Source organism: Gimesia panareensis (assembly GCF_007748155.1).
GTDB lineage: Bacteria > Planctomycetota > Planctomycetia > Planctomycetales > Planctomycetaceae > Gimesia > Gimesia panareensis.
In genome coordinates, this window is sequence record NZ_CP037421.1 from 6,147,157 (window position 1) to 6,168,730 (window position 21,574).

20 protein-coding genes and 1 tRNA gene are annotated in these 21,574 nt (G+C 51.5%); 6 read left to right on the plus strand and 15 right to left on the minus strand.

Features of this window, described 5'->3' with window-relative positions; all coding sequences use genetic code 11:
* Nucleotides 1–10 precede the first annotated feature (10 nt).
* Both Enr10x_RS22905 and Enr10x_RS22910 read left to right on the plus strand, forming a co-directional pair.
* Nucleotides 11–406 carry a thioesterase family protein gene (locus Enr10x_RS22905; protein WP_145451494.1) on the plus strand — a complete coding sequence of 132 codons (396 nt, stop codon included), beginning with the start codon at nucleotides 11–13 and terminating at the stop codon, nucleotides 404–406.
* Between the two features lie 20 nt (nucleotides 407–426).
* Nucleotides 427–735: a putative quinol monooxygenase gene (locus Enr10x_RS22910; protein ID WP_145113329.1), complete on the plus strand. Its 309-nt coding sequence runs from the start codon at nucleotides 427–429 to the stop codon at nucleotides 733–735.
* 10 nt (nucleotides 736–745) lie between these two features.
* Here Enr10x_RS22910 and Enr10x_RS22915 read toward each other — a convergent pair whose 3' ends face one another.
* The 5 genes from Enr10x_RS22915 to Enr10x_RS22935 all read right to left on the minus strand — a co-directional run bounded on the left by Enr10x_RS22915 (nucleotide 746) and on the right by Enr10x_RS22935 (nucleotide 9,172).
* Entirely contained in the window at nucleotides 746–3,883 is a 3,138-nt protein-coding gene (locus Enr10x_RS22915; RefSeq protein ID WP_197997335.1) for a tetratricopeptide repeat protein, read from the minus strand.
* 303 nt (nucleotides 3,884–4,186) lie between these two features.
* Nucleotides 4,187–5,467 carry a serine--tRNA ligase gene (serS, locus tag Enr10x_RS22920; RefSeq protein WP_145113333.1) on the minus strand — a complete coding sequence of 427 codons (1,281 nt, stop codon included), beginning with the start codon at nucleotides 5,465–5,467 and terminating at the stop codon, nucleotides 4,187–4,189.
* 213 nt (nucleotides 5,468–5,680) lie between these two features.
* Nucleotides 5,681–7,426: an amidohydrolase gene (locus tag Enr10x_RS22925; protein WP_145451496.1), complete on the minus strand. Its 1,746-nt coding sequence runs from the start codon at nucleotides 7,424–7,426 to the stop codon at nucleotides 5,681–5,683.
* A 285-nt stretch (nucleotides 7,427–7,711) separates the two neighbouring features.
* Entirely contained in the window at nucleotides 7,712–8,023 is a 312-nt protein-coding gene (locus Enr10x_RS22930; RefSeq protein ID WP_145451497.1) for a hypothetical protein, read from the minus strand.
* 171 nt (nucleotides 8,024–8,194) lie between these two features.
* Nucleotides 8,195–9,172 carry an NAD-dependent epimerase/dehydratase family protein gene (locus tag Enr10x_RS22935; protein ID WP_145451498.1) on the minus strand — a complete coding sequence of 326 codons (978 nt, stop codon included), beginning with the start codon at nucleotides 9,170–9,172 and terminating at the stop codon, nucleotides 8,195–8,197.
* Nucleotides 9,173–9,357: 185 nt separating this feature from the next.
* On the opposite strand from Enr10x_RS22935, the gene Enr10x_RS22940 reads away from it, so the two are divergent.
* Nucleotides 9,358–9,431 (plus strand) — tRNA-Val (locus tag Enr10x_RS22940).
* Here Enr10x_RS22940 and Enr10x_RS30680 read toward each other — a convergent pair.
* From Enr10x_RS30680 to Enr10x_RS22960, 4 genes are all read right to left on the minus strand, one after another.
* Nucleotides 9,391–10,575: a tyrosine-type recombinase/integrase gene (locus tag Enr10x_RS30680; protein WP_390620460.1), complete on the minus strand. Its 1,185-nt coding sequence runs from the start codon at nucleotides 10,573–10,575 to the stop codon at nucleotides 9,391–9,393. The genes Enr10x_RS22940 and Enr10x_RS30680 overlap by 41 nt on opposite strands.
* Before the next feature lie 135 nt (nucleotides 10,576–10,710).
* Nucleotides 10,711–10,992 carry a hypothetical protein gene (locus Enr10x_RS22950; RefSeq protein WP_145113342.1) on the minus strand — a complete coding sequence of 94 codons (282 nt, stop codon included), beginning with the start codon at nucleotides 10,990–10,992 and terminating at the stop codon, nucleotides 10,711–10,713.
* Nucleotides 10,993–11,146: 154 nt separating this feature from the next.
* Complete coding sequence (locus tag Enr10x_RS22955; RefSeq protein ID WP_145451499.1) at nucleotides 11,147–11,902, minus strand: hypothetical protein; 756 nt, start codon at nucleotides 11,900–11,902, stop codon at nucleotides 11,147–11,149.
* Between the two features lie 552 nt (nucleotides 11,903–12,454).
* Nucleotides 12,455–12,643, minus strand: a complete 189-nt coding sequence (locus tag Enr10x_RS22960; protein ID WP_145113346.1) for a hypothetical protein — start codon at nucleotides 12,641–12,643, stop codon at nucleotides 12,455–12,457.
* Nucleotides 12,644–12,905: 262 nt separating this feature from the next.
* On the opposite strand from Enr10x_RS22960, the gene Enr10x_RS22965 reads away from it, so the two are divergent.
* Nucleotides 12,906–13,735 (plus strand): IS5 family transposase gene (locus Enr10x_RS22965; protein WP_390620441.1). Its coding sequence is split into 2 segments (ribosomal slippage): nucleotides 12,906–13,296 and nucleotides 13,296–13,735, totalling 831 coding nucleotides; the frame shifts between segments, so codons are not numbered across the junction.
* Here Enr10x_RS22965 and Enr10x_RS22970 read toward each other — a convergent pair.
* The 4 genes from Enr10x_RS22970 to Enr10x_RS22985 form a co-directional block, all read right to left on the minus strand.
* The gene (locus Enr10x_RS22970) at nucleotides 13,722–14,867 is read right to left on the minus strand and encodes an AAA family ATPase (protein ID WP_145451500.1); all 1,146 of its coding nucleotides are present in this window, start codon (nucleotides 14,865–14,867) and stop codon (nucleotides 13,722–13,724) included. The two genes, Enr10x_RS22965 and Enr10x_RS22970, sit on opposite strands and share 14 nt — an antisense overlap.
* Nucleotides 14,857–15,891 carry a ParB N-terminal domain-containing protein gene (locus Enr10x_RS22975; RefSeq protein ID WP_232093101.1) on the minus strand — a complete coding sequence of 345 codons (1,035 nt, stop codon included), beginning with the start codon at nucleotides 15,889–15,891 and terminating at the stop codon, nucleotides 14,857–14,859. The genes Enr10x_RS22970 and Enr10x_RS22975 overlap by 11 nt, the downstream gene beginning before the upstream one ends.
* A 417-nt stretch (nucleotides 15,892–16,308) precedes the next feature.
* A complete protein-coding gene (locus tag Enr10x_RS22980) occupies nucleotides 16,309–16,548 on the minus strand; it encodes a helix-turn-helix domain-containing protein (protein ID WP_145113350.1) in 240 nt (79 codons plus the stop codon).
* 169 nt (nucleotides 16,549–16,717) lie between these two features.
* The gene (locus tag Enr10x_RS22985) at nucleotides 16,718–17,830 is read right to left on the minus strand and encodes a hypothetical protein (RefSeq protein ID WP_145113352.1); all 1,113 of its coding nucleotides are present in this window, start codon (nucleotides 17,828–17,830) and stop codon (nucleotides 16,718–16,720) included.
* A gap of 245 nt (nucleotides 17,831–18,075) precedes the next feature.
* On the opposite strand from Enr10x_RS22985, the gene Enr10x_RS22990 reads away from it, so the two are divergent.
* Nucleotides 18,076–18,621: a super-infection exclusion protein B gene (locus Enr10x_RS22990; RefSeq protein WP_145113354.1), complete on the plus strand. Its 546-nt coding sequence runs from the start codon at nucleotides 18,076–18,078 to the stop codon at nucleotides 18,619–18,621.
* Nucleotides 18,622–18,852: 231 nt separating this feature from the next.
* Nucleotides 18,853–20,436 carry an arylsulfatase gene (locus Enr10x_RS22995; protein WP_145451501.1) on the plus strand — a complete coding sequence of 528 codons (1,584 nt, stop codon included), beginning with the start codon at nucleotides 18,853–18,855 and terminating at the stop codon, nucleotides 20,434–20,436.
* A gap of 236 nt (nucleotides 20,437–20,672) precedes the next feature.
* Here the strand turns inward: Enr10x_RS22995 and Enr10x_RS23000 are convergent, their stop codons facing one another.
* Nucleotides 20,673–21,245, minus strand: coding sequence for a hypothetical protein (locus tag Enr10x_RS23000; RefSeq protein WP_145113362.1), 573 nt, complete (start codon nucleotides 21,243–21,245; stop codon nucleotides 20,673–20,675).
* A gap of 17 nt (nucleotides 21,246–21,262) precedes the next feature.
* Nucleotides 21,263–21,574: hypothetical protein (locus tag Enr10x_RS30420; RefSeq protein ID WP_232093102.1), on the minus strand; the 312-nt coding region annotated here is incomplete at its 5' end.

The window sequence follows — 21,574 nt, forward strand, 5'->3', positions numbered from 1 at the left end:
AGGCAGCAGTATGCAGGGGCAGCACCCGAAGATCGGTGATGACAACACGATCACCTTTACAGTCGCGCAAAACCACTCGATCACATTCGGCAGTGGAGAGGCACAAATTTCTGTACTCTCCACACCGTCGCTGATTTGGTTTCTGGAGCAGGCTGCGTTACAATTTCTGGAACCCTGGCTGGATCAGGACTCCCTGAGTGTCGGAACCCACGTGGACATCGAGCATCTGGCTCCCACACCTGTGGGTGATCAGGTGCAGTGCACCGCCCGGCTCATCTACCAGGACGGACCGGTGTATCGCTTCAGCGTTGAAGCGTTTGCAGGTGGTGAGAAAATCGCCCGAGGCCTGCATTCCCGCCGGATCGTTCGTCTCAGCCAGTTAACGAAACGCTTACGGGCACAGTAACCACTCCAGAAAGAAGTAACATGATTTTTGTGATCGCCGATATTGAAATTGCTGATGGAAAACAGGCCGCCTTCCTGGACGCCTTTCACAAGCTGGTTCCCCTGGTTCTGGCAGAAGACGGCTGTATTGAATATGGCCCCGCCGTGGATGAAGACACCGATATCCCGGTGCAGGTCAAGAACGGCAGCCAGATTGTGACCGTCATGGAGAAATGGGAAAGCGTCGATGCCCTCAAGGCACACCTCGCCGCGCCCCACATGCTCACTTACCGCGAACAGGTCGCTGACCTGGTCAAAGGGACCTCGATCAAGGTCTTGAAACCAGCCTGAGCAAGTATCATCAGGGTTTCGGAGCCACCAGGGGGAGTTCGTCTTCCTCCGGCTCCGTCTGTCCCGCCGGCGCTTCCGGTTGTTCGGGAATCAGTTTGCCCGTCAGCTGATACAGATAAAAGCGAATCATCGGCCGATACGGGGTATCGGGTGCATCATCGATAATATCCTGTAACAGTGCCACTGCCTGTTCCGGCTGTCCCGCTTCAATCTCGCAGCGCGCCATATTCAGTTTCAACGGCGTCTGCTGCTGCGCGAGTCCATACAGGTAATTGATCACCGACACGGCATGCTGCGTGGGCCAGAAGCTGTTCATCGGTGGCTGGACCAGGGGCAGCGTCTGCAGGACTCCCGCGATCCGGGCCTCTTCCTGCTCGCGGATTTCCTGCCGCCAGAGGTCGAAGCAACCACGGTAGTTTCCATTCCCCAGGCTTGTGAAGGCAGCTTGTGCCCGCCAGGGAATCTGAGGCTGACTCTGGGCCTCGCGCTGCAGCATCGTCACCTGGTTGGCAGCCGCCTCAGACTGACCAAGCTCCATCAGAATCGTCGCTTCCAGGTTCTGGGCCAGGGGATTCTGCTTCACATACACCGGGTCATCCAGGTAGTGCTGCGCCAGCAGGACGAACCCGTTCTGGTAGGCCTGGCTGGCCAGCTGCAAGGGGTCTGCCCCTTTTTCCTCCTGCTGATCCAGTTCCTGTGTAATCTGGTTGATCTGCCCCTGCAGTTTCTCGACATGTTCTGAATAAGCACGCAGTCGGGCGAAGGCGTCATCGTCCAGTTGCTCCTGGCCTTCCACCATATCCAGGTAGGTTTTCAGCTCTCGATGCGCCAGATCGATCTTCCGCATGTTCGTGTAGATTTCGAACAGCAGCATATGCGTGGGAGCAAAGTCCGGATCCACGATCAATGACTGATGGTAAGCATGCAGAATCTGGAAATATCGCATGCGGTCGAACCCCATCGGAGCCCGCTGCTGACCGTTGGCCCCCGGCGGCGTTAACAGCTGCGCTTCCAGGCTGGCCAGATAACTGTAGGCACTGCCCAGAATCCGGTAGGCTTCCGCGCTGTTCGGATTTTCGATCAGTCCCCGGTTCGCCAGTTGAATCGCCAGGATGGCGAAACTGGAAGTCAATTCATGATTGCCAGCGGACTGCGACATCAGCCCCAGATAGTGACGTGCGGTCTGCACATCATTTTCCATGCTGACCGTCTGGGGCAGCAGATAGCGGCTGTAGATCGACTGCGGGCGTGCCCAGTCACTGCGGATTTCAGGGAAATCTTTCTGTTCCTGAAAGGCGATCTTTCTGAAGTCCATCTGATGCGATGCCAGAAATTCACGCGCATGTTCATTATTCATGTCCGTGCGATAAAAAACGGCGGTCGCCGCGTTCAGACTGGTCAACTGCCAGTCCGGGGTCGTCAGCAGATCGAAAAACGTCCGATAGTCAGGGTTCATCCCGGACAGGCGCGGCAAGACATGCGTCACCTTGTAACGGTTGAAGGTCGCCTTCCAGAACTCGGGCTTGCCGCTCCCCAGCTGTTCCTTGCGTGCTGTCCGCAGCGCCCGTCGGGTCTGATCGTGCAGTTGAAACAGATCCTGATCGCCTTCGCCGGCAAACAGCGTCAGCCGGTTATCGACGAATGATTTCTGATCTAGCCAGATCAACAGGTCCCCCTGCTCCAGCACGAAGTGGAACGGGCGATCGTCGAGCGAATTTTCCAGGGCCGTCTGATATCCGTCAATCGTGCGGTTCAGTGAGGGGCTGAAACCCAGACCGATGGCATGACGGGTGACTCCCTGCCCCTGGAATCGGCCGCAGACGACCAGGTACGCCAGGGCAAAAAAGGTCAGCACGGTCAACGCCCGTCCGCCCCGGGAAAACAGCAGCTCCGAGGTTTCGATGCTGTAGGTTTGTCGGAAATTATCACGATACCAGAGCTGGAAGTTCCGGTTGGCAAAAATGGCACACAACACACTGGTCACTACCAGTTCGTGGCTAGCCAGCACGGACAGCCCGCAGAACCCCACGAACACAAACAGTTGTCCCCAGCTCATCCGCGACTGATTCAGCACAAAACTGACCAGCGTTAACAGCATCAGAATGAATGCGGCCACCGCATAGTGATTGAGTGAGCTCCAGAACTGAGGCGAGGTCATGGGGAAAAAGCCCAGTTCTTCCGGTCTTAACTGTCCCTGGAACATCGAACGCATCACAGGATAATCGACGGAATAATAACTCAGTCCCGCGGTCAGCGAATGCCAGCCGGTCGGATTCAGCAGTGTCGCGAACAGACATCCCCCCAGTACCATCCACAGGGATTTGTAATCGGTATCATCGTTTAACATGGAACGATTCAACAGCGCTGCCACTGTTTCTCCCAGGGCATACAAGAGCAGCAGGGCGACTCCCAGCACCACCCGGGAATCCAGATTCGCCCAGATGAGAAATAAGGGAACCAGCGTCCACAGTGCGCGGGGCGAGTTCTGTTTCTGCCAGGCGGAAAGATAGTACATGGTCAGCACGACACCCAGAATCGTAACGATTTCCGGGGTCACCGTGAGCTGCGGAAAACAGGCGATCAGCGCCAGCACCGCGAGTATGGATCCCCACCAGGTGGAGATCTCCCGCTCACTCTGCCGGACAATGAAATAAAAGGTCAGTCCCAGCAACAGGACCTTGAGCAGCGTCAATCCGGTATCCCCGAGAACGCCATATACCGCGGAGAGCGAGAGATCAAACAGCCAGCCATTGTTATGCCAGGCGCGGTCGGCTGCGGTATAAGAAAAAACGTCGGTCGACGGAGGCCAGAAACTGTGGCTGGCCAGATACTGTCCGGTTTTGACATGGACCAGGGTTTCGGTATCCGTGATGTACGTCGCTGCAAACAGACAGGCCAATAGGATCGCTGCCCAGCGCAACATGAAATCGCCGCGGATCGCTTCGTCTTCCACCAGTTCCGGAGTCAACGGCTCCCACTCGGGCAGCCCCTCTTCCGTCGGATCCTGTGATTGCGCCGCATCAGTCTGACCAGCCGCCGCGCTGGGCGCGTCTTCCGAACCTTCGGGAGTCTGATTCTGGTCAGCAGCGTGTTCAGAGGGATCGGGAGTATTGTCTTCAGGCAATTCTTTGTCTGGTTGATCGTTCACGTAAATTCTCTGGATCTGAAACGGGATAGAAACAAATAGCGAACCACACGCCGAAATCAGATGGGGCGGGTCTGTACACTGACAAGCCGGTCGGAAAGAAATCCCGGTCCGGGAATGGATCATCGTACTCGGTCTAACTTACCCTGAATTGATCTCAATTAAACCCGAAATCGGGCTAAATCCAGTAATATTCAGGATCTAAATCAGGCCCGTCCTATCTGCAGGGAGACTCTGTCAGTTTACAAAGTCACCCCGCCTTACTACGAGTTCCAGACAGACCGCGTTTGTTCCAAAGTGGAAGTTTTAACCGATCTTCTCTTTTCCGACCCAGGGCCTGAGAACTTCAGGGATCAGGATACTGCCGTCCGCCTGCTGATTATTTTCCAGAACCGCAATAATGGCCCGGGCAATTGAGACAGCAGTCCCGTTCAGCGTATGCACGAACTCGGTCCCTTTCTGCCCGCTGGACTTACAACGGGTTCCCAGGCGGCGGGCCTGATAGTCAGTACAGTTAGACGCAGAGGTCACTTCGCCGTAGTCGCCGGCATCACCTCGACCGGGCATCCACGCTTCCAGGTCGTATTTCCGATAGGCGGGCGCTCCCAGATCGCCGGTGCAGGTATCGACCACACGGTAATGCAGTCCGAGCCCCTGGAAGATCTCTTCTTCGATCCGCACAATTTCGTCATGCATCGCGTCAGAAGCCGCATTCGTGGGCTCGGTAAAAGCGAACATTTCGACCTTGGTAAACTGGTGCACGCGATAGATACCGCGTGTCGCCTTGCCATGCGCACCGGCTTCGGTACGGAAACAGTGTGACAGCCCGGCAACTTTCAGGGGCAGGCTTTCCCGCTCCATGATCTGATCTTTTTGTGACCCGCCCAGTGTAATCTCCGCGGTCGCCACCAGACTCAGATCCGTATTTTCGACGGAATAAATCTGGGTCTCATCACCGCGGGGATTAAAACCGATGCCTTCCAGAATCTCTTTCCGCGCCAGGTCCGGCGTGCTGTGCAGGACGAAACCTTCCTGGACCAGCTTCTGCATCGCATACTGGCAGAGGGCCATCTCCAGCAGAACGGCTTCGTTTTTCAGGTAATAAAATCCGTGCCCGGCAACGCGCGTGCCCGCTTCGAAATCGATCAGGTCATGCTTTTCGGCCAGGGCCACATGATCCAGGGGGGTAAAGTCGAACGCAGGCTTCTCGCCCCACAACCGCACAACGGTGTTGGCTTTGTCCTCTTTCCCGATCGGCACATCCGGGTGCGCCAGGTTGGGAACCCGGGCCTGTTCGGCTCTCAATTCGGATTCGACGTCCCGCAGTTCGCTATCAATGGCAGAAACCTGCTCGCGTAGTTCTTTGCCTTTCGCGATCAGCGACTGCTTTTCGTCGTTGTCGGCTGCTTTGGGAATCTGGGAGGAGACCGACTTCTGTTCCTGACGAACCTGATCCCCCTGGACGATCAGTTCCCGACGACGCTGATCCAGTTCGGTCAGCCGTGCCAGATCGACTTCAATTCCCCGATTACGACAATTCTCAAGAATCGCTTCCTGATTCTCGCAGATGAACTGCAAATCCAACATAAGAAATCAATTACCCCGTGCAGTGTCCTGAAATGAGTCAAAGTCCGATACGTGCGGTCTCTCTTCTACATAGCGAGTCCGCATCATATCTTATGACAAATTTAATGTCCAAGGGTAACGCTTTTTCGATCCGAAAAATGAAGATTCAGCCCGATTTCCCTACCGACATCAGGGCACCTCGGGACGAATATACCTGTTGTAGCGGTTTCGGACTCAGGTCCCGCTGTCCCGGGAGGCGTCGAAGACGACTTTCCCGTCCAGGATGGTCAGCAGCGGCTTGATCTGCTTGATCTCTTCCTCGGGGCATTTCAGATAATCCCGATCCAATACCACCAGGTCGGCCAGCTTGCCGGGTTCCAGCGCCCCCTTTTTGTCTTCCTCGAAACTGATATAGGCGGCGTCGCTGGTCATGCAGCGCAGAGCCTCTTCCCGGCTCAGTTTCTGATGAGGTCCATAGACGTCACCGTAGATGTCCCGCCGACTGACAGCGATGTACAGCGCCAGAAACGGATTGAACGCGTTCATCGAGTGATCCGGATCAAAGCCGTTCATGTGATCGCTGTTGATCGCTACCGGCACGCCGGCATCCACAAACATTTTGAGCCCCATGAAACGGTTCACCCACGACGGGCCGTAAACCTGGTTGATGGCGTCCGCATCACGATAGAACAGATAGGTCTGCGTATCGTAACAGACTCCCAGAGCCTTCGAACGTTTGACCGATTCTTGTGAGGGGAAGTAGGCATGCGTGATGCAGAACCGCCGCCCCTTGACGGGCAGTCGCTGATTCACGTCTTCCAGCGCGGAGAGAATCTCATTCACGCAGCCGTCCCCGGTCGCATGGCAGCACATCTGCCAGCCCAGCTTCTGTCCCGCTTCAAAGATTTCCGCCATCAACTCCCGCGAATACGCCAGGTCCCCCCGATATTCAGGATCTTCCAGTACATAAAACTTGATCCGCTTTTCACCGTAAGGCTCCGACAGCCGCGTACTGCCCCAGTGGATTCCCCCGTCGACCGAAATCTTCAGCGGGCCAACCCGCACCCAGTCGTCTCCATCGCCGGTGATCAGTCCCAGTTTTTCAGTAAACTCTTTCACTGCCGCTGCACTGCGGAGCTGTTCGCGAATCGTCATCGTCATCCGCACGGTCAGTTCATTCTGTTCCTTCAACAGTTCGTATTCACGGTACTCGTCGACACGCGAACCCCGCTCCAGAATACTGGTGATGCCCACAGAGTTATAAATGGCATGCAGTTTCTTCAGTGCTTCCCGCGTTGCTTCCGCAGGCACCGTCTCCCGCGGTATCAGTTTGCGAATCGCACCGCTCCCCCCTTCCATCATCAGCGGCTTACCATCGTCATCAAAGATGATGCGGGCACCGGAGAGCGTATCCCCCTTCTTTCGGATGCCGATCAGTTCAAAGCCGCGCGTATTCAACACGTTTTTCCGGGCGATATTCATGTAGACCGGATGCGTGCTGCAGGCGGCATCCAGCTCAGTCGGTGTCGGACGGCGGCGTTCCTTGAGCCGGGTGATATCGGTCCGCGGCACGGTAATCCAGCGTCCGGGCGGCACCTCTTTGACCTTCTCTCGAATCCAGGCCTGAATCTCCGCGACCGAATTCAGTTCCTGGTGCGGCTGGATCAATTCCCCCCGGGCCGCCCGTAAGGCGTGCACGTGCGACTCGATCAGACCGGGAATCACGGTCTTCCCGTCCAGGGAAACGACTTTGGTCTGCGCTCCCTGAAACGGCTGCATCTCGGCATTACTACCCACGGCCAGAATTTTTCCCTCACGAATCGCAATCGCTTCCGCAATCCGCGACTGCTTGTCGAGCGTGATCACCTTGCCATTCTTGAAGATCAGCGTTGCGGTTTCCGCCACGGCCAGGGAAGCGAACAGGCAGACTGACAGAACGACACAGGTGGAACGAAACCAGCTCCGAAAAGAGGCAGACATAAGAACTCCAGCGGGGTGCTTGCAGGTGGGTTACATGATCGATTCAGCCACCATCCCATCAACGGTGACTGATCTATACAGTGTAACCGGCTCAGCGCGCCGTGGGCAACAAACGGGGACCGTTTTTCAAAGTTTTGCGGATCGGTCGCGAGACTCAGACAGGCCGTCTGTAAAAAAACAAACTCCTGCGAGCGTTGTTCGAGATGAATGGTTTCATCCGCAAACAGCACTGCAGGAGAGATATAAAACTGAATAAATCCGTGTGGCCCGTTTTATCGACTCAGACTAGGGATTGATCTGGCCGGGGAACGGCTGGGGGCTTTTCACATGGTAGCGGGCATATTCGTACCGACGGTACGGGCCTGGCTGATACTGGTTGTTACAGTGCTTGCCCCGATACTGGTGATACGAGTAGAGCGGCCAGGGATAAGTACTGCCAACGGCCTGTTTTCCCTTGCCGGTTTCCTGACACAGTTCACAGAACGAGAGAAACAATCGCCCGCCGCCTGCCTGCGCGATCTGGACGGCCTGACCGGTTCCCCAAATCCCCAGTAAGACGGCAGAAACAAATAACTTTTTCCGGACTCCGTTCATCATTAACCCCATCCGTTGGACTGTATGTTGCCAGGATAACTGCAATAGACGTCATACTACTCATCGGATCAGGAACGCGGACGAGATGAGAGCGTGCAGCCGGGATCGAATGCCGAGCGGATTTCCCACTCCCGTTTTACGGGTGAGTCCAGTTATAACGGTTATTCCAGACGCTCAGGCCAGGCCGCGGGCCTGTTTTTTGAAGGCGATGATGTCGTCCAGGATCGCATCCAGTTTCACACTGGGTTTGCGTCCCAGCGTCTGCTCCAGCCGACCCAGATCGGGAATGCGGCGACGGACATCTTCAAAGTCCTCATTGTAGGCCTTGTTATAAGGCAGGTAGTCGATTTTGACCTCCGGATTCACCTTAGCGATGATCGCTTCGGCCAGACCTTTGATCGAAACCGGCTCATCACCGCCGACGTTGTAAACCTGTCCGGAGGCAGAATCCAGATTGGTCAGATCGACCACACAGTCCACGATTTCTGAAACGTGCCCGAAACAGCGGATCTGCGATCCGTCGTCAAACACAACCACCGGACCGCCGTCCAGCGCCTGATCGATGAAGCGGGGAATCACCATCCCGTACTGTCCCACCTGTCGGGGTCCGACCACATTAAAGAAGCGACCGATCCGCACATCCAGACCATATTTCTGGTGATAGGCCAGCGCCAGAAATTCATCGATGGCTTTCGAAGCCCCATACGCCCAGCGGGGCCGCGTCGTCGGGCCGAACTGCAGATCGTCTTCTTCAGTCCAGCGTTCTTTGGGATTTTTGCCGTAGACTTCGCTGGTGGATGCCAGGAAAAATTTCTGTCCCCCCTGCACTGCGTGCCTGAGCAACACTTCGGTCGGATAAATATTGGTCTCAATCGTCCGCACGGGATTATCGGCGACCAGTTTCACACCCACGGCCGCCGCCATGTGATAAATCGTATCGACCCCCTGTACCATTTCTGCCATCAGCACAGGGTCGGTGATCGACCCGGTCCGGAAGGTAAATTGAGGGTGATCGATAATCGCATCGAGGTTCTTCAGGAACCCGGTCGAGAGATCATCCACGGCTGTAACCTGTTGTCCCTGCTTAATTAATTGTTCACAGAGATGACTGCCAATAAAGCCGGCCCCACCGGTAACGAGGCAATGAGACATAACGAAATTCTTTCTCGAGATAAGGAAAAAACCGCAGAACGGATAAATTCGGGCCAATGTCAGCGAAGGCTTAAAACAGTTTACACGCTACAGTTGCATTTCGCCACGAACCTGCCATAATACGGGCGTGTCACTAAGAATGACGCAACAAAAACATCGGATTTTCCGATGTATATTGAAAATCCGGGCGATTAGCTCAGTTGGCTAGAGCATCTCGTTTACACCGAGAGGGTCGGGGGTTCGAGTCCCTCATCGCCCATTTTCTTTTCCCGTGTACAGTCGTAAGGCCCCGCATTTGCTAGTATAGCAGTGTCGGGGCTTTTTTTGTGTTCACTATGCTTGCGGGGCTGATCTGGTGTACTCGGGGGTGTACTGCACGCAGGAATGCAGCGCTCTTGAGAAGCCTTTTCGTAATGCTCATCAGTGATCTGCAGATAGTGCTTCATCGCTACTGGGACACTGTTTCCAAGCCATTCACAGACAACGTGAGTGGGGTAATCGTTACAGAGTTCTGTCTCCCGGCTGGCTCGCATGTTCTGGAACAGCTTAGGCCACTGTTTCAGGCCAGCACGCTTGATAATCTTCTGAAATGTCGTCCGTAAATTCTGTTTCTGATCACGATAACGAGTAATCACATACTCTGATTTCTCCCCGTTCAACTGGAAACAGTCCTCCAGGTATGGCACCAGTTCAGGAAAAAGGGGAATGACCCTGGAATCCTTCCCGGCATGGTGTTCTGTTTTGGGGCTTGTTACTAATATTCTGCCAGTCTCATGATTGATGTCTGACCATTTCAGCAACAGCACTTCTGAGGGGCACCTCAGGCCACCGTAACGGCTCAAGGCAATGATCATTCGCCAGTCGGCATCTGGGGCTGAATCAAGCAGCTTCTTAGCGTCTGCCTGTGTGATGAAGTGTTCCCGGGATTTATTAGCCTGCACCGATGCTGCCAGCTCTGCAAACGGATTAGAGGGGATCAGCTTCTTTTTGACTGCATGTTTGAAAAACTGTTTCGCAATCCCTGAACGTCGTCTGATTGTATTCGGGGAGAGCTTTTCCTCTTTCAGATACAGGCACCATTCATCGGCATCGGCTTCTGTAATATCTCCCAGCCTGGTATCACTCCCGAAAAAATCTTTCAGATTGCGGATCGTATGACCATAGACTGTCTGAGTTGCATTTTTCACGTCCGTCCTCAATTCAGTGTATCCTGTGAGGAAATCGCCCAGAGTGGTAGTAAGCGCGGGAGAGATCAGATCGACCTTAGCAAGTTTATCCATCATCTTTGAATCGAGACTTTCCAACCATTGCTGTGTCTCTGTATCGAGTGGCTGTTTCGTCATGCTGGCTGTTACCAGTCGCTCTATCTTCAGTTTGAACGCCTCTGCTGCCTGTTTCGCCATCTTTCCGAGTCGGACAGTACGCCGCCTGCCGTTGGAGTCAATAAACTGTAATGTTTTCCGTTTCCCTGGATTGTTCGTAATACTCGCCACTGTCTCAATTCCCCTTTATCATTCCCCGTTTCCGAGTGGTATTAGTCACCCTGCTTCTCCACCGCGATACAGGGCATTCTGTACAATTCTGAATGGTCTCTTATTTTTCCAGATTTGACAGGTACTTATTGAGTGACCGAACGCAGACGACGTTTTTCCCGTCTGGATGCTTGCCATGACGGAACCGATTCTTTTTTGCGTAACGCTCAATGGATCGTTTGCAAATCCCAGCCGGTCAGATGCTTTTTCGAAATCGATAACACCATCACAGCCGAAAACATATCCATGCTTTTTGTTTGCTCCTGTCAATTCTTCCTGAGGTCTCATTTTCGTTCTCCCATTTGTGAATGTATAAGCAGTCGGACTGTCCGAGTGTCTGACCATTCTCCAATATGGGAATCAGATTTTCACGTAGTTTTTCCTCTTACTGGGAAGAATCCCCCGAAGCGTCATTATGTCGCTTCGGGGAAAACATGTTCGCTTACTTCGCTACCTGGTTGACGGCTGGACTGTTCATCTCCCGCAGTTCCAAACCATGGCGTTTCAATAGATCGTCAGCCGTCCTATTTAATTGTGTCACTGTGACACAATTATCTTCAGGTGGCTTTCCAGGCTGTGTATTGCTCTGTGTGCCTTTGGGCTGGCATGGTTGCCATTCCCCCGGGTTGATCGGTTCAGCGATGTAGGCACGCTTCCGCTTCTCCTGTGGGGTTCGTTCCGTGTCCATTGCACGATTCAGCTCCCCAATGATTCGCCGCCGATCGTCATAGGGGCCGTCAATGTGAATGAATGCTGGTGGAAGATCGCATTCGCTTTCAGGCTTCCAGGGCCCATCCAGGAAAACCCCGATCACATAATGCTTGCTTGATGTTTTGATGCGGATGTGCCAGTGTCGAACGTATCCATCTTTGCTGGATTCCATACGCTCACGATTGAGCAGAGCACAAACGTGAGATGTTGTTTTCGCTGTCTTGAATGACTTTGCGTTTGGCGGGGCTGACTTCCAGGACTGGGCTTCCCAGTCCCCAGAGATCGACACCAGATAGACGGGAGATGGTTTCGGTTTCGGCTTCTCCCCCAATGTCAGAACATCGTATGAGCTGGGGTTTCCGAATGCTGGAGGCTCTGCAGTGTCCAGGGCTGGCCAGTCTTTTGATCGGCTGAGCAGCTGGTCAACTGGATTGCTGGGAGTCTGAAGCGTATCACAGACGAAAGAGGGGTTCTGTGTAGTGCACATACTGAGGCACCTTTCAACGCACTGGGGACAGCGCGTAAAAAAAGAGTGCCAGCTCTGAGCACTGCTTCTAAGGTGGAAATGTGCCACCCGGTTGCCCTCACGGTACAACCACACTGCCAAGAGCTGGCGCTCCTGTTTACATTTATTGCTTTTAGAATTGTACATTTGCGTCTTTCGACTTTTAGAAGAAAGCATTCTCTTTTGACTCCCACCGAATGTCAATACTGTCCCGCCCTGCCTGGATAACATTCACTGAGCTGTGAACGGTTGTGCGTTTTAAGCCGGTATTCTGCAGGAAAAAAACTCCAATTTTGCCAATCAAAATACGTGATAGGAGACGTGGTTTCAGGATGCCCAGACTGTCACAATATGACCCCCGTTTCTGAGACTGGATCCACTCCAGCAGCCCCCCGGCGAAAGAAGGAAAGACACAGGCAGTTTTCGACAGTTCCCTATGGTATCGAGAACTTTTCAACTCCAGAAAGGACCTATTGATTCTCAGGAGTGCGTAAGTAAAGCTACCTCAAATATCGGTAGTTCCCTGTGCCGTCCTCATTCCTGACTGCTTCCAGTAGGACCCGCAACGTCGGTTGTCGTGTCGTCCTGGTTATCAATCAACTCTGCTGAGTTCACACGCAGCCCACAACCCGCCGCCATCAACCGCAGCTTACGCAATAGAGCATCCGTGGTAATATGTTCGTTGACTGGCTCCAGGGATATCCGAAATATCTTCTCTCTCACTGGGTTGCCTCCTGTTGATCTTTACTGAATGTCCCCATTTCGGTTGACTCATTAGCGAGTACCGAATTGTTCCGAGTGTCATACTCTGTTTCAGACACACACTCACCACACGGAACACTCCCCCCTAAAGGGGGAGAGTATTCCGCGTGTGTGTGCTGGCACTCGGAATCACTAGAGGTAGTTTCAAAACCCAAAACTACGTGAACAGTTTGGTATAGTATTTGTACGAGTACCTCCCTCGAAAGGAGGTCTCATTATGACCATGACCCGCGTGTCACGACCTGCCACAGGTCGCAACATTACCGGGTCCAGGACGGAACCAAAACCACAACTCTCGGACGAGCAATGGCTTCTGATCAAAGATCTGTTTCCAGAACCACCGGTAAACGCAGCCGGAGGGCGGCCCAGAGTGGCTCCCCGCGAGTGCCTCGAAGGAATCCTTTGGGTATTAAGGACCGGTGCCCGATGGAAAGATTTACCAACATTTTTACCATCTCCCAGCACCTGCTGGCGGCGTTTCAAGGAATGGACCGAAGACGGTGTCTTCCTGGAAGCGTGGCAGCGATTGCTCGAACACTTAGACCGCCGGAAGCTGGTTGTCTGGTCGGAAGCATTCGGGGATGGCACATTCTGCCCCGCAAAAAAAGGGGCGCCGATGTCGGAAAGACAAAACGGGGAAAGGGAACCAAGCTTATGCTGCTGGTCGACGGAAACGGGCTCCCTCTCGCTTTGGATCGTGCCAGTGCCTCTCCGGCAGAGGTGAAGCTGATTGAATCCCTGCTGGACCAGCGAGTTTTGCCACGCGACCCCGATCGCCTGATTTATGATCGTGCGGCCGACAGCGATCCCCTGCGCACAGAGCTGGCGGAACGGCAGATAGAGCTGATCTGTCCGCATCGCAAGAACCGTGTGAAACCAGCGACGCAAGACGGGCGTGCTCTGCGGCGATATCGACGCCGCTGGAAAGTCGAACGCACCATCAGCTGGCTGTTCAACTTTCGTCGTCTGGTAATACGATATGAACGATACAGTCATTTGTTTTTAGGATTCGCACAACTCGCGTGCGTGTTCACCTTACTTAATAAGTTATGAAACCACTTCTAGGAATTCCGAGTCGTTCCGAGTGATTCCGAGTGAGTTCATAGCCTGGATATTTTTGACCGTTCCCCCGCTCCACATCAGCCCGTTGCACTGCCTGGATCTCTACAAGATGAAGCAACGCTCGTTCAGTTCGATCCTTACTGAGTGCTGCTTTATTTTTAAGTACGGAAACTGTGGAAGGCTCACCAATGCTTTGCAGAGCCTGAGTGACTTTCTGGACATCCTCTTCAAACTGTTTTACTTTCTCATTCTCTTTTTCGCGTTCCCTTTTGGTCCGCTTCTCTGTTCTGGCTTCCTGTGATGGAATCAGGTTTGTTTCCCATACACGCCCCCCATTGTCCTCAATCGCCCCCTCTGTGATGTCCAGGGCCCAACTCTGAGAATGCCCAGCAGATCCACCAGCAACAAACCAGAGTTTGTGAACGCCTGGGGAGTCCGGTTGATATGCTTCCCGTCGATTCAACAGGATCCACTGACGCGCCCATTCCTGGAAACCAGCGAAAGCAATCTCCTCAAGTTGCGGTTCTGAGAATTCATTTTGACCGTTACTCTTTCGGGTATGGTGTACCAGAATGATTGTACATCCTGTTTCCTGTCCCAGCCTGGTAAGCGGTTTGAGCTTCTCACCAACCGAAAACAGATTGCTGGCACTTTCACCCAAACTGAGACAGAGATAAGCAGGATCGAAAATCAGAGCTCCGAGCTGCTTTTCTTTTATGGTCTGTGCTACCTGGTCAATATCGAGTTGGCTTTCCAGAGATGGCAAATTAAAGCAGACGTGAAAACCTTCCGTACTCTGAGGGGACCATCCATAGCTTTTAACGATCCTGGAGAACGTTTCCTGTATTGTCGCTGCACCTGACTCACCTGACATAATGCCAACGTTACAGGTATTCGGCACCGTAAACCGATTGAACAATTTATTCCCAGTCGCGATACAGAAACCCAGTGCGATCAGGAAATTAGTTTTCAGGCATTTTTTAGGGCCTGCAATGATGCAAGGCTGACCTTTGACCAGAACACCATTTACCAGATATTCATGCGTAAAATCGCCAGCTAACAGCTCTGCAGCGTTCAGAAACGGAAATTTATTCTTATTGTCGTTCTGGGTATCACCTGGCATTAAGTACTCCCGTCGCCTCTGTGCCCTCTCTCAGAGCTTCTGACAGGTCTTTGTTCAATGCACCGGTCTGATAACAGCGATCACATTTCAAGCCGTTGCAGTGTCCACAGATAGCAACTGGCTTGCGATGATTGACCGTCGATCTGAGATTACTGTAACAACCCATTATGTCCGCCATCTGGTTTTGATCACACCAGGCACCAGCTGTGCCTTCCGGGAGATCTTCAATCACCTTTTTTACCGCAGTCATAAGCCTATTGAATTCCCGCCAAGGGGCCTGCATTTCCTTCAGGTGATATTCTGTCACAGTTCCTGCAGGTATCACCGGATCGGCAACCGGTTCCATCCCGCCCCACTCGGAAGGATCGAAAGTAATGCCTGGTGATGGTTCCCCTCTCCCCATTGCCCGGTCATATTCGGCTTTCTGTTTATCAGCTGGCAATGCTGCAATCTCGACCACCCGGGCTTTACCGATCTTCTTATCAGTCAGTAGCTCTGCTTTGACTTCCGGCCCGATATTGGAAACCAGAACTTCAACAGCTTCAGTGAATTGGGCATCACGCTTGACCTGACGTGAGCTTTGCCCGGTTTTTTCGGCGATCTTTTCAGATGTTTTCATTAAGGGGGACACTGTGTCCCCCTTTTTCTTTGAGGGTCTGTGTGGCTCTTTCTTCTCTGCCTGATACCATTTACCGACCAGGTAAGACTTCTGTTTCTGATCCAGGTTACGCCGTCCGAGCTGATTGGAGATAATCCAATTGTGAACAGCTTCCCGGTCTTTGAACTCAATCGCATTGATGGCAGGGGGAGCGATCCGTTGACGTTCTTCATCCGTCATATTATCCCACACACTAAGCCGGTTATGTCCATCGATCAGAATTCCCTCTGACCTCCAGACAATCACCGGTTCCCTGAATTCGCCATCTTTGATGATATTTTCTCTCAGACGTCGCAGCTCATCAGCCTGCAACGCTGGACAAAGAATCTTGAAATCATCGTCTTTTTTTATGTCTTCAATACGCATAGAAGTTAGTTCCTTTTTAAAACTGCTGGATAATCTTTAGTCCCATGAATTCACCTCACACTAATTCTGGAAGGTGAGAGTTGATAAACGCTCGCCAGAGTTGGGACCGTTTATGAGTTCCCCGAGCCTGGTCGATCTCAGTGACATAGGCGAATACCCCATGCTCTGAGGCAATGACCTTTTGAAACTCGCTATAGCTGAATAGCTGGTTTCCAGTCAGAGTCGATTCAATGGAATAGAGAAAACCCGGAATTGAGATATTGACAGCGAACCGCTTAGGCTCTTCTTCGTTCAGGATTATTCCAGAGATTGAGAATTGACTTTTGCGGAGAGGTATTGAACCTGAGTGGTTTTTTGATATCATTGCTTCCGTCCTGGTAAAGGATGAATGGATACAAGAAATGCCCTCGAAGCGGCCTAGGCTTCGGGGGCATTGTCCGTTTCTGGGGATGCGCTCTGGTTCATCTGCGCTTCGATGAACCGGCTGATTTCCTCACGTGTGTAACGCACTGCAGCACCGATCTTGACGCAACGGATTTTATTCTCATTGCGAAGTTTCCATACTGTGCGTTCACAGACTCCCAGCAGTTGAGCTGCTTCGCGTTCCGTGATTAAACCTGTGGGCTCCGATGGTTGGGGAGCAATAGAAGTGACCATAATTTCATCCTAAATTCTGTGTGCTATTGTGTCCTGTTTCGGTCGTGTCAGATCGACCACATACGGCTACAATAGCTGGAGATCTTCAGGATGGAATATGAAAAAGAAACCTATTTTGCAGGTTCGGATTGTCTGATTTCAATCGGATTTCAGAATCGGATATTCGGATTTAAAATCCAACTCTATATGAGTATTTTTTGATGAATTCCCGCGCCTTGTCGGTTGAATCTTGAGAGTTGCCTTTTTTACTGACAATCTTCTGTGCAATTTCGATTGCAGCATTAAGCGAGTAGCCTAAAGACGGTTTTCCACGTTCCGACATCTGACAGTTAGCAGCCAAGATATAAGGTTTCAGACCGTCTGTAGAGTAACCAAATTCATCACATAATTGACTTATTGTAAAACTTGGATCACGTTCCGTAATATCATGAGCTACCGTTACTGGCTCTGATTGGTTTCCGGTACTGCCTAGCCCAGACTGCATCTTTCGTATCGCCAGAATGCTACTGAGTGCGATGTCGTCAATAATTGAATAGCTGTTTTTATCGAGTGGATCGAATGAAAACGGACCAACGCTTGTCGGAATTTCATTCATGAGACTTGATTTTTCGGTTGGGGCTTCTTGTCCAAAAGCTTTAGCAACAACCCACTGTGATGATCTACCTTCCCATGTCTTCCGGTCTGGCTTGGTAATGAAATGTAGATAGAACAGCCACCGACACGCATAATCAGCCTGACAGGTGATTTCTGAGGGAAGACTGGTAAAGAATGGCTGAAACTCCAGTTCCTGACCAGCAGAAGTAAGGCACCTTTTTAGCTCATCGTAAATATCACGATTCTGTTTAATCTCATCAAGATTGCTGACTTTCTGACAATCACGAACCACGAGTACCCGGGAATCATACAATCTATCCCCAGAGCTCGATATATCCAGAGAATCAATCGCCACGTCCCCTGATTCCTCCGTAGCCTGCTGCCTGGTAGGCCACCCCATTTTAATAATGTCTGGGTCAACATATTCTGCTAAGACGTGGGATAATTTATAAGCGCCTTGCTTAGCACTGATGCCAGAAAACCACTCCTCAAGCCTGGTGAGTCGGCTGGTGCTGGAATGATTGTACTGCTCAATTTCCTGAGGCTTATCCTCATCGCCTCCTCCCAAGAGACCACCAATAATCCCGGCTGGGGATCTTGAAGCGAGACTCCACAGTTGCATCATGTGCTTAAGCGAATCTCTCGATTCATGCCCCGATTTACTTTTGTCAGACAAGTCTTTTGTCATGCCCTCGTTTCCCGTAAACGAATCCCGAATTTAAAAGACGGGGAAGCCAGTCGGGAAACTGGTGTTCGATGATCAGTCTATCCCCTCTGCACATTATAGCAGGGGGCCGAATAGTGTCGAATCTGACAGATTCAACCAGACACTTTTTCTCTAAATAGATTCCTGAATCAAATTAACATTACTATAATGCATATCAATCCAGGACGGGTGATTACACTACATATAGAAACGGATAGAGAAATTCTATGCTTGAAAAGCTCACTGCATTTACTGAATCCCTATCAAGAATTCCTGCGGCACTTCTCGTCGCACTCATTGCCACAATATCAATCATTCTTTTTGTTCCAGAGAGTATCGCAAATACGCTATCTATCGATGGATTCAGGGAGCAATTCCGAGTTTATCTTGGTCCATCACTCCTACTTTTGATTGCGATTGCTTGTGTTAGATTAGCCCAACTGCCAATCAATATATGGAAAGCAAAAAAGCTACTTGCACAACGACAGGAAACACTTCATAACCTGACATCGCAGGAAAAAGGATACCCCTCTAAATATATCTTTGATGACCATAACACTATAAACGTAGGCTTGAATGACGGGGTAATGGCTGGTTTGGAATATAAGAGAATTGTCTACCGTGCCAGCAATACTGGAACTGTTGAAAATGGCTTCCCTTTCAATTTACATGACTGGGCTCGAGAATACCTGAAGCAGAATTCTCATCTTCTGGAAGGGGCAATTGGTTCTCCCAGAACACCTGATGAAATTCTGCGAGATGATGGGTGGTAAACATCATCCTCAACAATCATATTTCCAACTGCACGCAAATATGCAGCGCTTAATCTGATATTATGCCTTTTCTAGTTGGTTTCTGATAAAGGTTCCTGTCCCTCATCGCCCACTAAGGCTTTTGCCGTTCACCCCTGACTTGCAGGATATCCCTGCTTTTCAGGGGTTTTTTATTTTCAATTGTTCACCTGCCTGCATCCTTGATTCGCAGCTGACCAGGAGCCAACGACCATGAAGCGCCCCCGCTTGCTCGCGATGCCCTTGTTGATTCTGTTGGCTTTTGTTTGCTTCAACACCAGCTTGTCCGCCGCAGAACGTCCCAACGTGCTCCTGATCCTCTGTGACGATCTGGGATTTTCCGACCTCGGCTGTTATGGCGGTGAAATTCAGACGCCCCATCTCGATCGACTCGCAGCGGACGGAATGCGGTTTACCCAGTTCTACAACTGTGCCGTCTGTGTCACGACCCGATCGGCGCTGTTGACGGGCCTGTATCCCCGTCAGGCGAGGCGGCCCCGACTGCGGACGAACATGCTCACACTGGGTGAAGCCATGCGGCGGGCCGGCTATGCCACGTCACTGACAGGGAAGTGGCATCTGGGAAATCAACCGCCATTACGGCCCATCGACCGCGGTTTCGATGAGTACTACGGCGTGCTCGACGGTTGCTGCAATTACTTCAATCCGGCAAAACAGGATCCTGTGTTCTACAACGGCGGTCGGTTCCGTGCGTTTGCACGCAACGACAAACGCATCACGGAATTCCCGAAAGGCTATTATACAACCGACGCCTTTTCCGACCACGCCATCGAGACGATCAAACAGTTCGCGAACGGCAAAAAACCATTCTTCGTGCATCTCTGCTACACCGCACCGCACTTTCCGCTGCACGCGTTCAAAGCAGACATCGAGCGGTATCGCGGAAAATACTCCGCTGGCTATCTCAAAATGCGCGCACAACGGCACCAGCGACAAGCCGAACTGGGCCTCTTCGCTGCATTGCCTGAACTCTCCCCCCTAGAGAATAAAAAGGGCGACTACCGCTACGACTACGACGTGCCGGACTGGGAAGCACTGCCTGACAACGAGCGTAAACGCGAAGAAGCCCGCATGGAAACTTACGCCGCGATGGTAGACCGCATGGATCGCGGCATCGGCCGCGTGCTGGCCGCCCTCGACGAAGCCGGCGTTGCGGACAACACCGTGGTGATGTTTCTTTCCGATAACGGCGGCTGTGCATCATGGCCCAGCGGCCGGCCCGGTCAGGAAGCTGGCTTTATCAAATACAACCAGGACATTCCCGTCGGCGACGGCCGCGGTTACGAGTTTGTCGGCAAAGGCTGGGGCTGGGCACAGAACGCCCCCTTCCGTCAGTTCAAGACCTGGTGTTACGAAGGCGGAATCGCCACCCCCATGATCGTCCGCTGGCCTGGCAAAGTCGCCCGCGGTTCGATCACGCATCAGGTCGGTCACATCATCGACTTCATGCCCACACTTTTGGAACTGGCCAACAGCGATTACCCGCGCGAATTCAATGGAAACACGCTGCTCCCGGTCGAAGGCAAGAGTCTGTTACCTGTCTTTCAGGGAAAACAACGGGACGGGCACAGATCATTGAGCTGGGAACTGTTCGGCAACCGCGCCATTCGCCAAGGCGATTGGAAACTGGTCTGGGGCGCGAGCGAGAAGCAGTGGGAATTGTACGACCTCAAGACCGACCGCAGTGAAATGAATAACCTCGCCGCAAAGTTCCCCGAACGCGTAGCCCAGATGGCCCGTGACTGGGAAGCCTGGCAAGAGAAAATCGAGAAGTGATTGCAGTTGCGGCCAGTAATTCTTATGAATCGCTGTATCAGAAATTTTTAGATAATTCACATCGATGACCTGACTGACCGCGCATCATTCAAACTCGTCATTATGGAATCGAATTAAATCAGAAATACTTTTGTGTTTCAATCAGACTCTTCAAGAATAAATAAAGCCGCCCTATAAAAAGGCGGCTTATCCAAGCAGATACTTCACAGATCAGTCGGGACCTAAAGGTCTCTGCTTCAATGATAAGTAAGAACATTATTGATCAGTTTCTCTACTTCTTCTGATTCAATAACCTCTTTAGCAACATTCAAGTTTAAACTGCGCCCTACATTCTTCAGTTCTCTCGGCAGTGAATCTTGCCTCTTAGTTATTGCCTCTTGCAATAATTGGAGCGTTTTCTTGTACCTCTGCTCCATTGCTTCAGCGAACTCCCGTTCTCTCCTCTTTTGATTAATTCGAGACGATTTTCTTTTCCTTCTGGAATTAGGGACAGTCTTGGTTTGCACGCCTATATATGAAATGTCAGACTTTTCTACGGGAACTATAATTCTAGTTAGATGGCCACTATTTGCTCCTTCATAGAATTTAATACCATCTATATCATCGCACGATTTGACTTCTGGCTCATCTTCAAGATACTTAAATCGTATCACAAAATCTCCGCTCTCTTTTATAAAGTCCCCTTCGATCCCTTCAGGTGTATCTGAAGCAGGGAGATCGATTTCGAACTCTACACCATCTTCAGTAAATTCATATGTTAATGAGCCTGGACTTATATCAGATTTTGAAATCCAAATATATTTTCCCATAAAAACAATGCCTTTTATCAATTTGTCTTCAAAGATATTAAGTGCTGTAGATGGTTTGCATGCTCTGCTACCAGCAATTTAATCTTCTTTTTTTTATCGTCTGAAATATTTGTCAATTCATTCGAGTCAACACAGAGAAACCCCCAGCATTTATTGTTGTTAGTTTTTAAGTTGACTACATACAGATAGTGGGGTTTCTTTTTAATGTTTTTATATTCATCGTCGGTCATAAAACATGACTTTTTGTAACCTTCAGGATCTTCAACAGGAAGAGCTTCTCTCCAGACATTACTCTTAGCTAAGAAACTTTTTCCAATACAACCTGTATT

Excerpts from the sequence above, each read along its gene's own strand:
- Enr10x_RS30680 (WP_390620460.1), bottom strand. The coding sequence starts at position 10,575 with ATGGCGAAACAGGCAGCAGAGGCGTTCAAACTGAAGATAGAGCGACTG.
- Enr10x_RS23000 (WP_145113362.1), bottom strand. The coding sequence starts at position 21,245 with ATGGGAAAATATATTTGGATTTCAAAATCTGATATAAGTCCAGGCTCA.
- Enr10x_RS22905 (WP_145451494.1), top strand. The coding sequence starts at position 11 with ATGCAGGGGCAGCACCCGAAGATCGGTGATGACAACACGATCACCTTT.
- Enr10x_RS22935 (WP_145451498.1), bottom strand. The coding sequence starts at position 9,172 with ATGTCTCATTGCCTCGTTACCGGTGGGGCCGGCTTTATTGGCAGTCAT.
- Enr10x_RS22980 (WP_145113350.1), bottom strand. The coding sequence starts at position 16,548 with ATGGTCACTTCTATTGCTCCCCAACCATCGGAGCCCACAGGTTTAATC.
- Enr10x_RS22910 (WP_145113329.1), top strand. The coding sequence starts at position 427 with ATGATTTTTGTGATCGCCGATATTGAAATTGCTGATGGAAAACAGGCC.
- Enr10x_RS22930 (WP_145451497.1), bottom strand. The coding sequence starts at position 8,023 with ATGATGAACGGAGTCCGGAAAAAGTTATTTGTTTCTGCCGTCTTACTG.
- Enr10x_RS22975 (WP_232093101.1), bottom strand. The coding sequence starts at position 15,891 with ATGCGTATTGAAGACATAAAAAAAGACGATGATTTCAAGATTCTTTGT.
- serS (WP_145113333.1), bottom strand. The coding sequence starts at position 5,467 with ATGTTGGATTTGCAGTTCATCTGCGAGAATCAGGAAGCGATTCTTGAG.
- Enr10x_RS22925 (WP_145451496.1), bottom strand. The coding sequence starts at position 7,426 with ATGTCTGCCTCTTTTCGGAGCTGGTTTCGTTCCACCTGTGTCGTTCTG.
- Enr10x_RS22995 (WP_145451501.1), top strand. The coding sequence starts at position 18,853 with ATGAAGCGCCCCCGCTTGCTCGCGATGCCCTTGTTGATTCTGTTGGCT.
- Enr10x_RS22985 (WP_145113352.1), bottom strand. The coding sequence starts at position 17,830 with ATGACAAAAGACTTGTCTGACAAAAGTAAATCGGGGCATGAATCGAGA.
- Enr10x_RS22955 (WP_145451499.1), bottom strand. The coding sequence starts at position 11,902 with ATGTGCACTACACAGAACCCCTCTTTCGTCTGTGATACGCTTCAGACT.
- Enr10x_RS22950 (WP_145113342.1), bottom strand. The coding sequence starts at position 10,992 with ATGAGACCTCAGGAAGAATTGACAGGAGCAAACAAAAAGCATGGATAT.
- Enr10x_RS22990 (WP_145113354.1), top strand. The coding sequence starts at position 18,076 with ATGCTTGAAAAGCTCACTGCATTTACTGAATCCCTATCAAGAATTCCT.
- Enr10x_RS22970 (WP_145451500.1), bottom strand. The coding sequence starts at position 14,867 with ATGCCAGGTGATACCCAGAACGACAATAAGAATAAATTTCCGTTTCTG.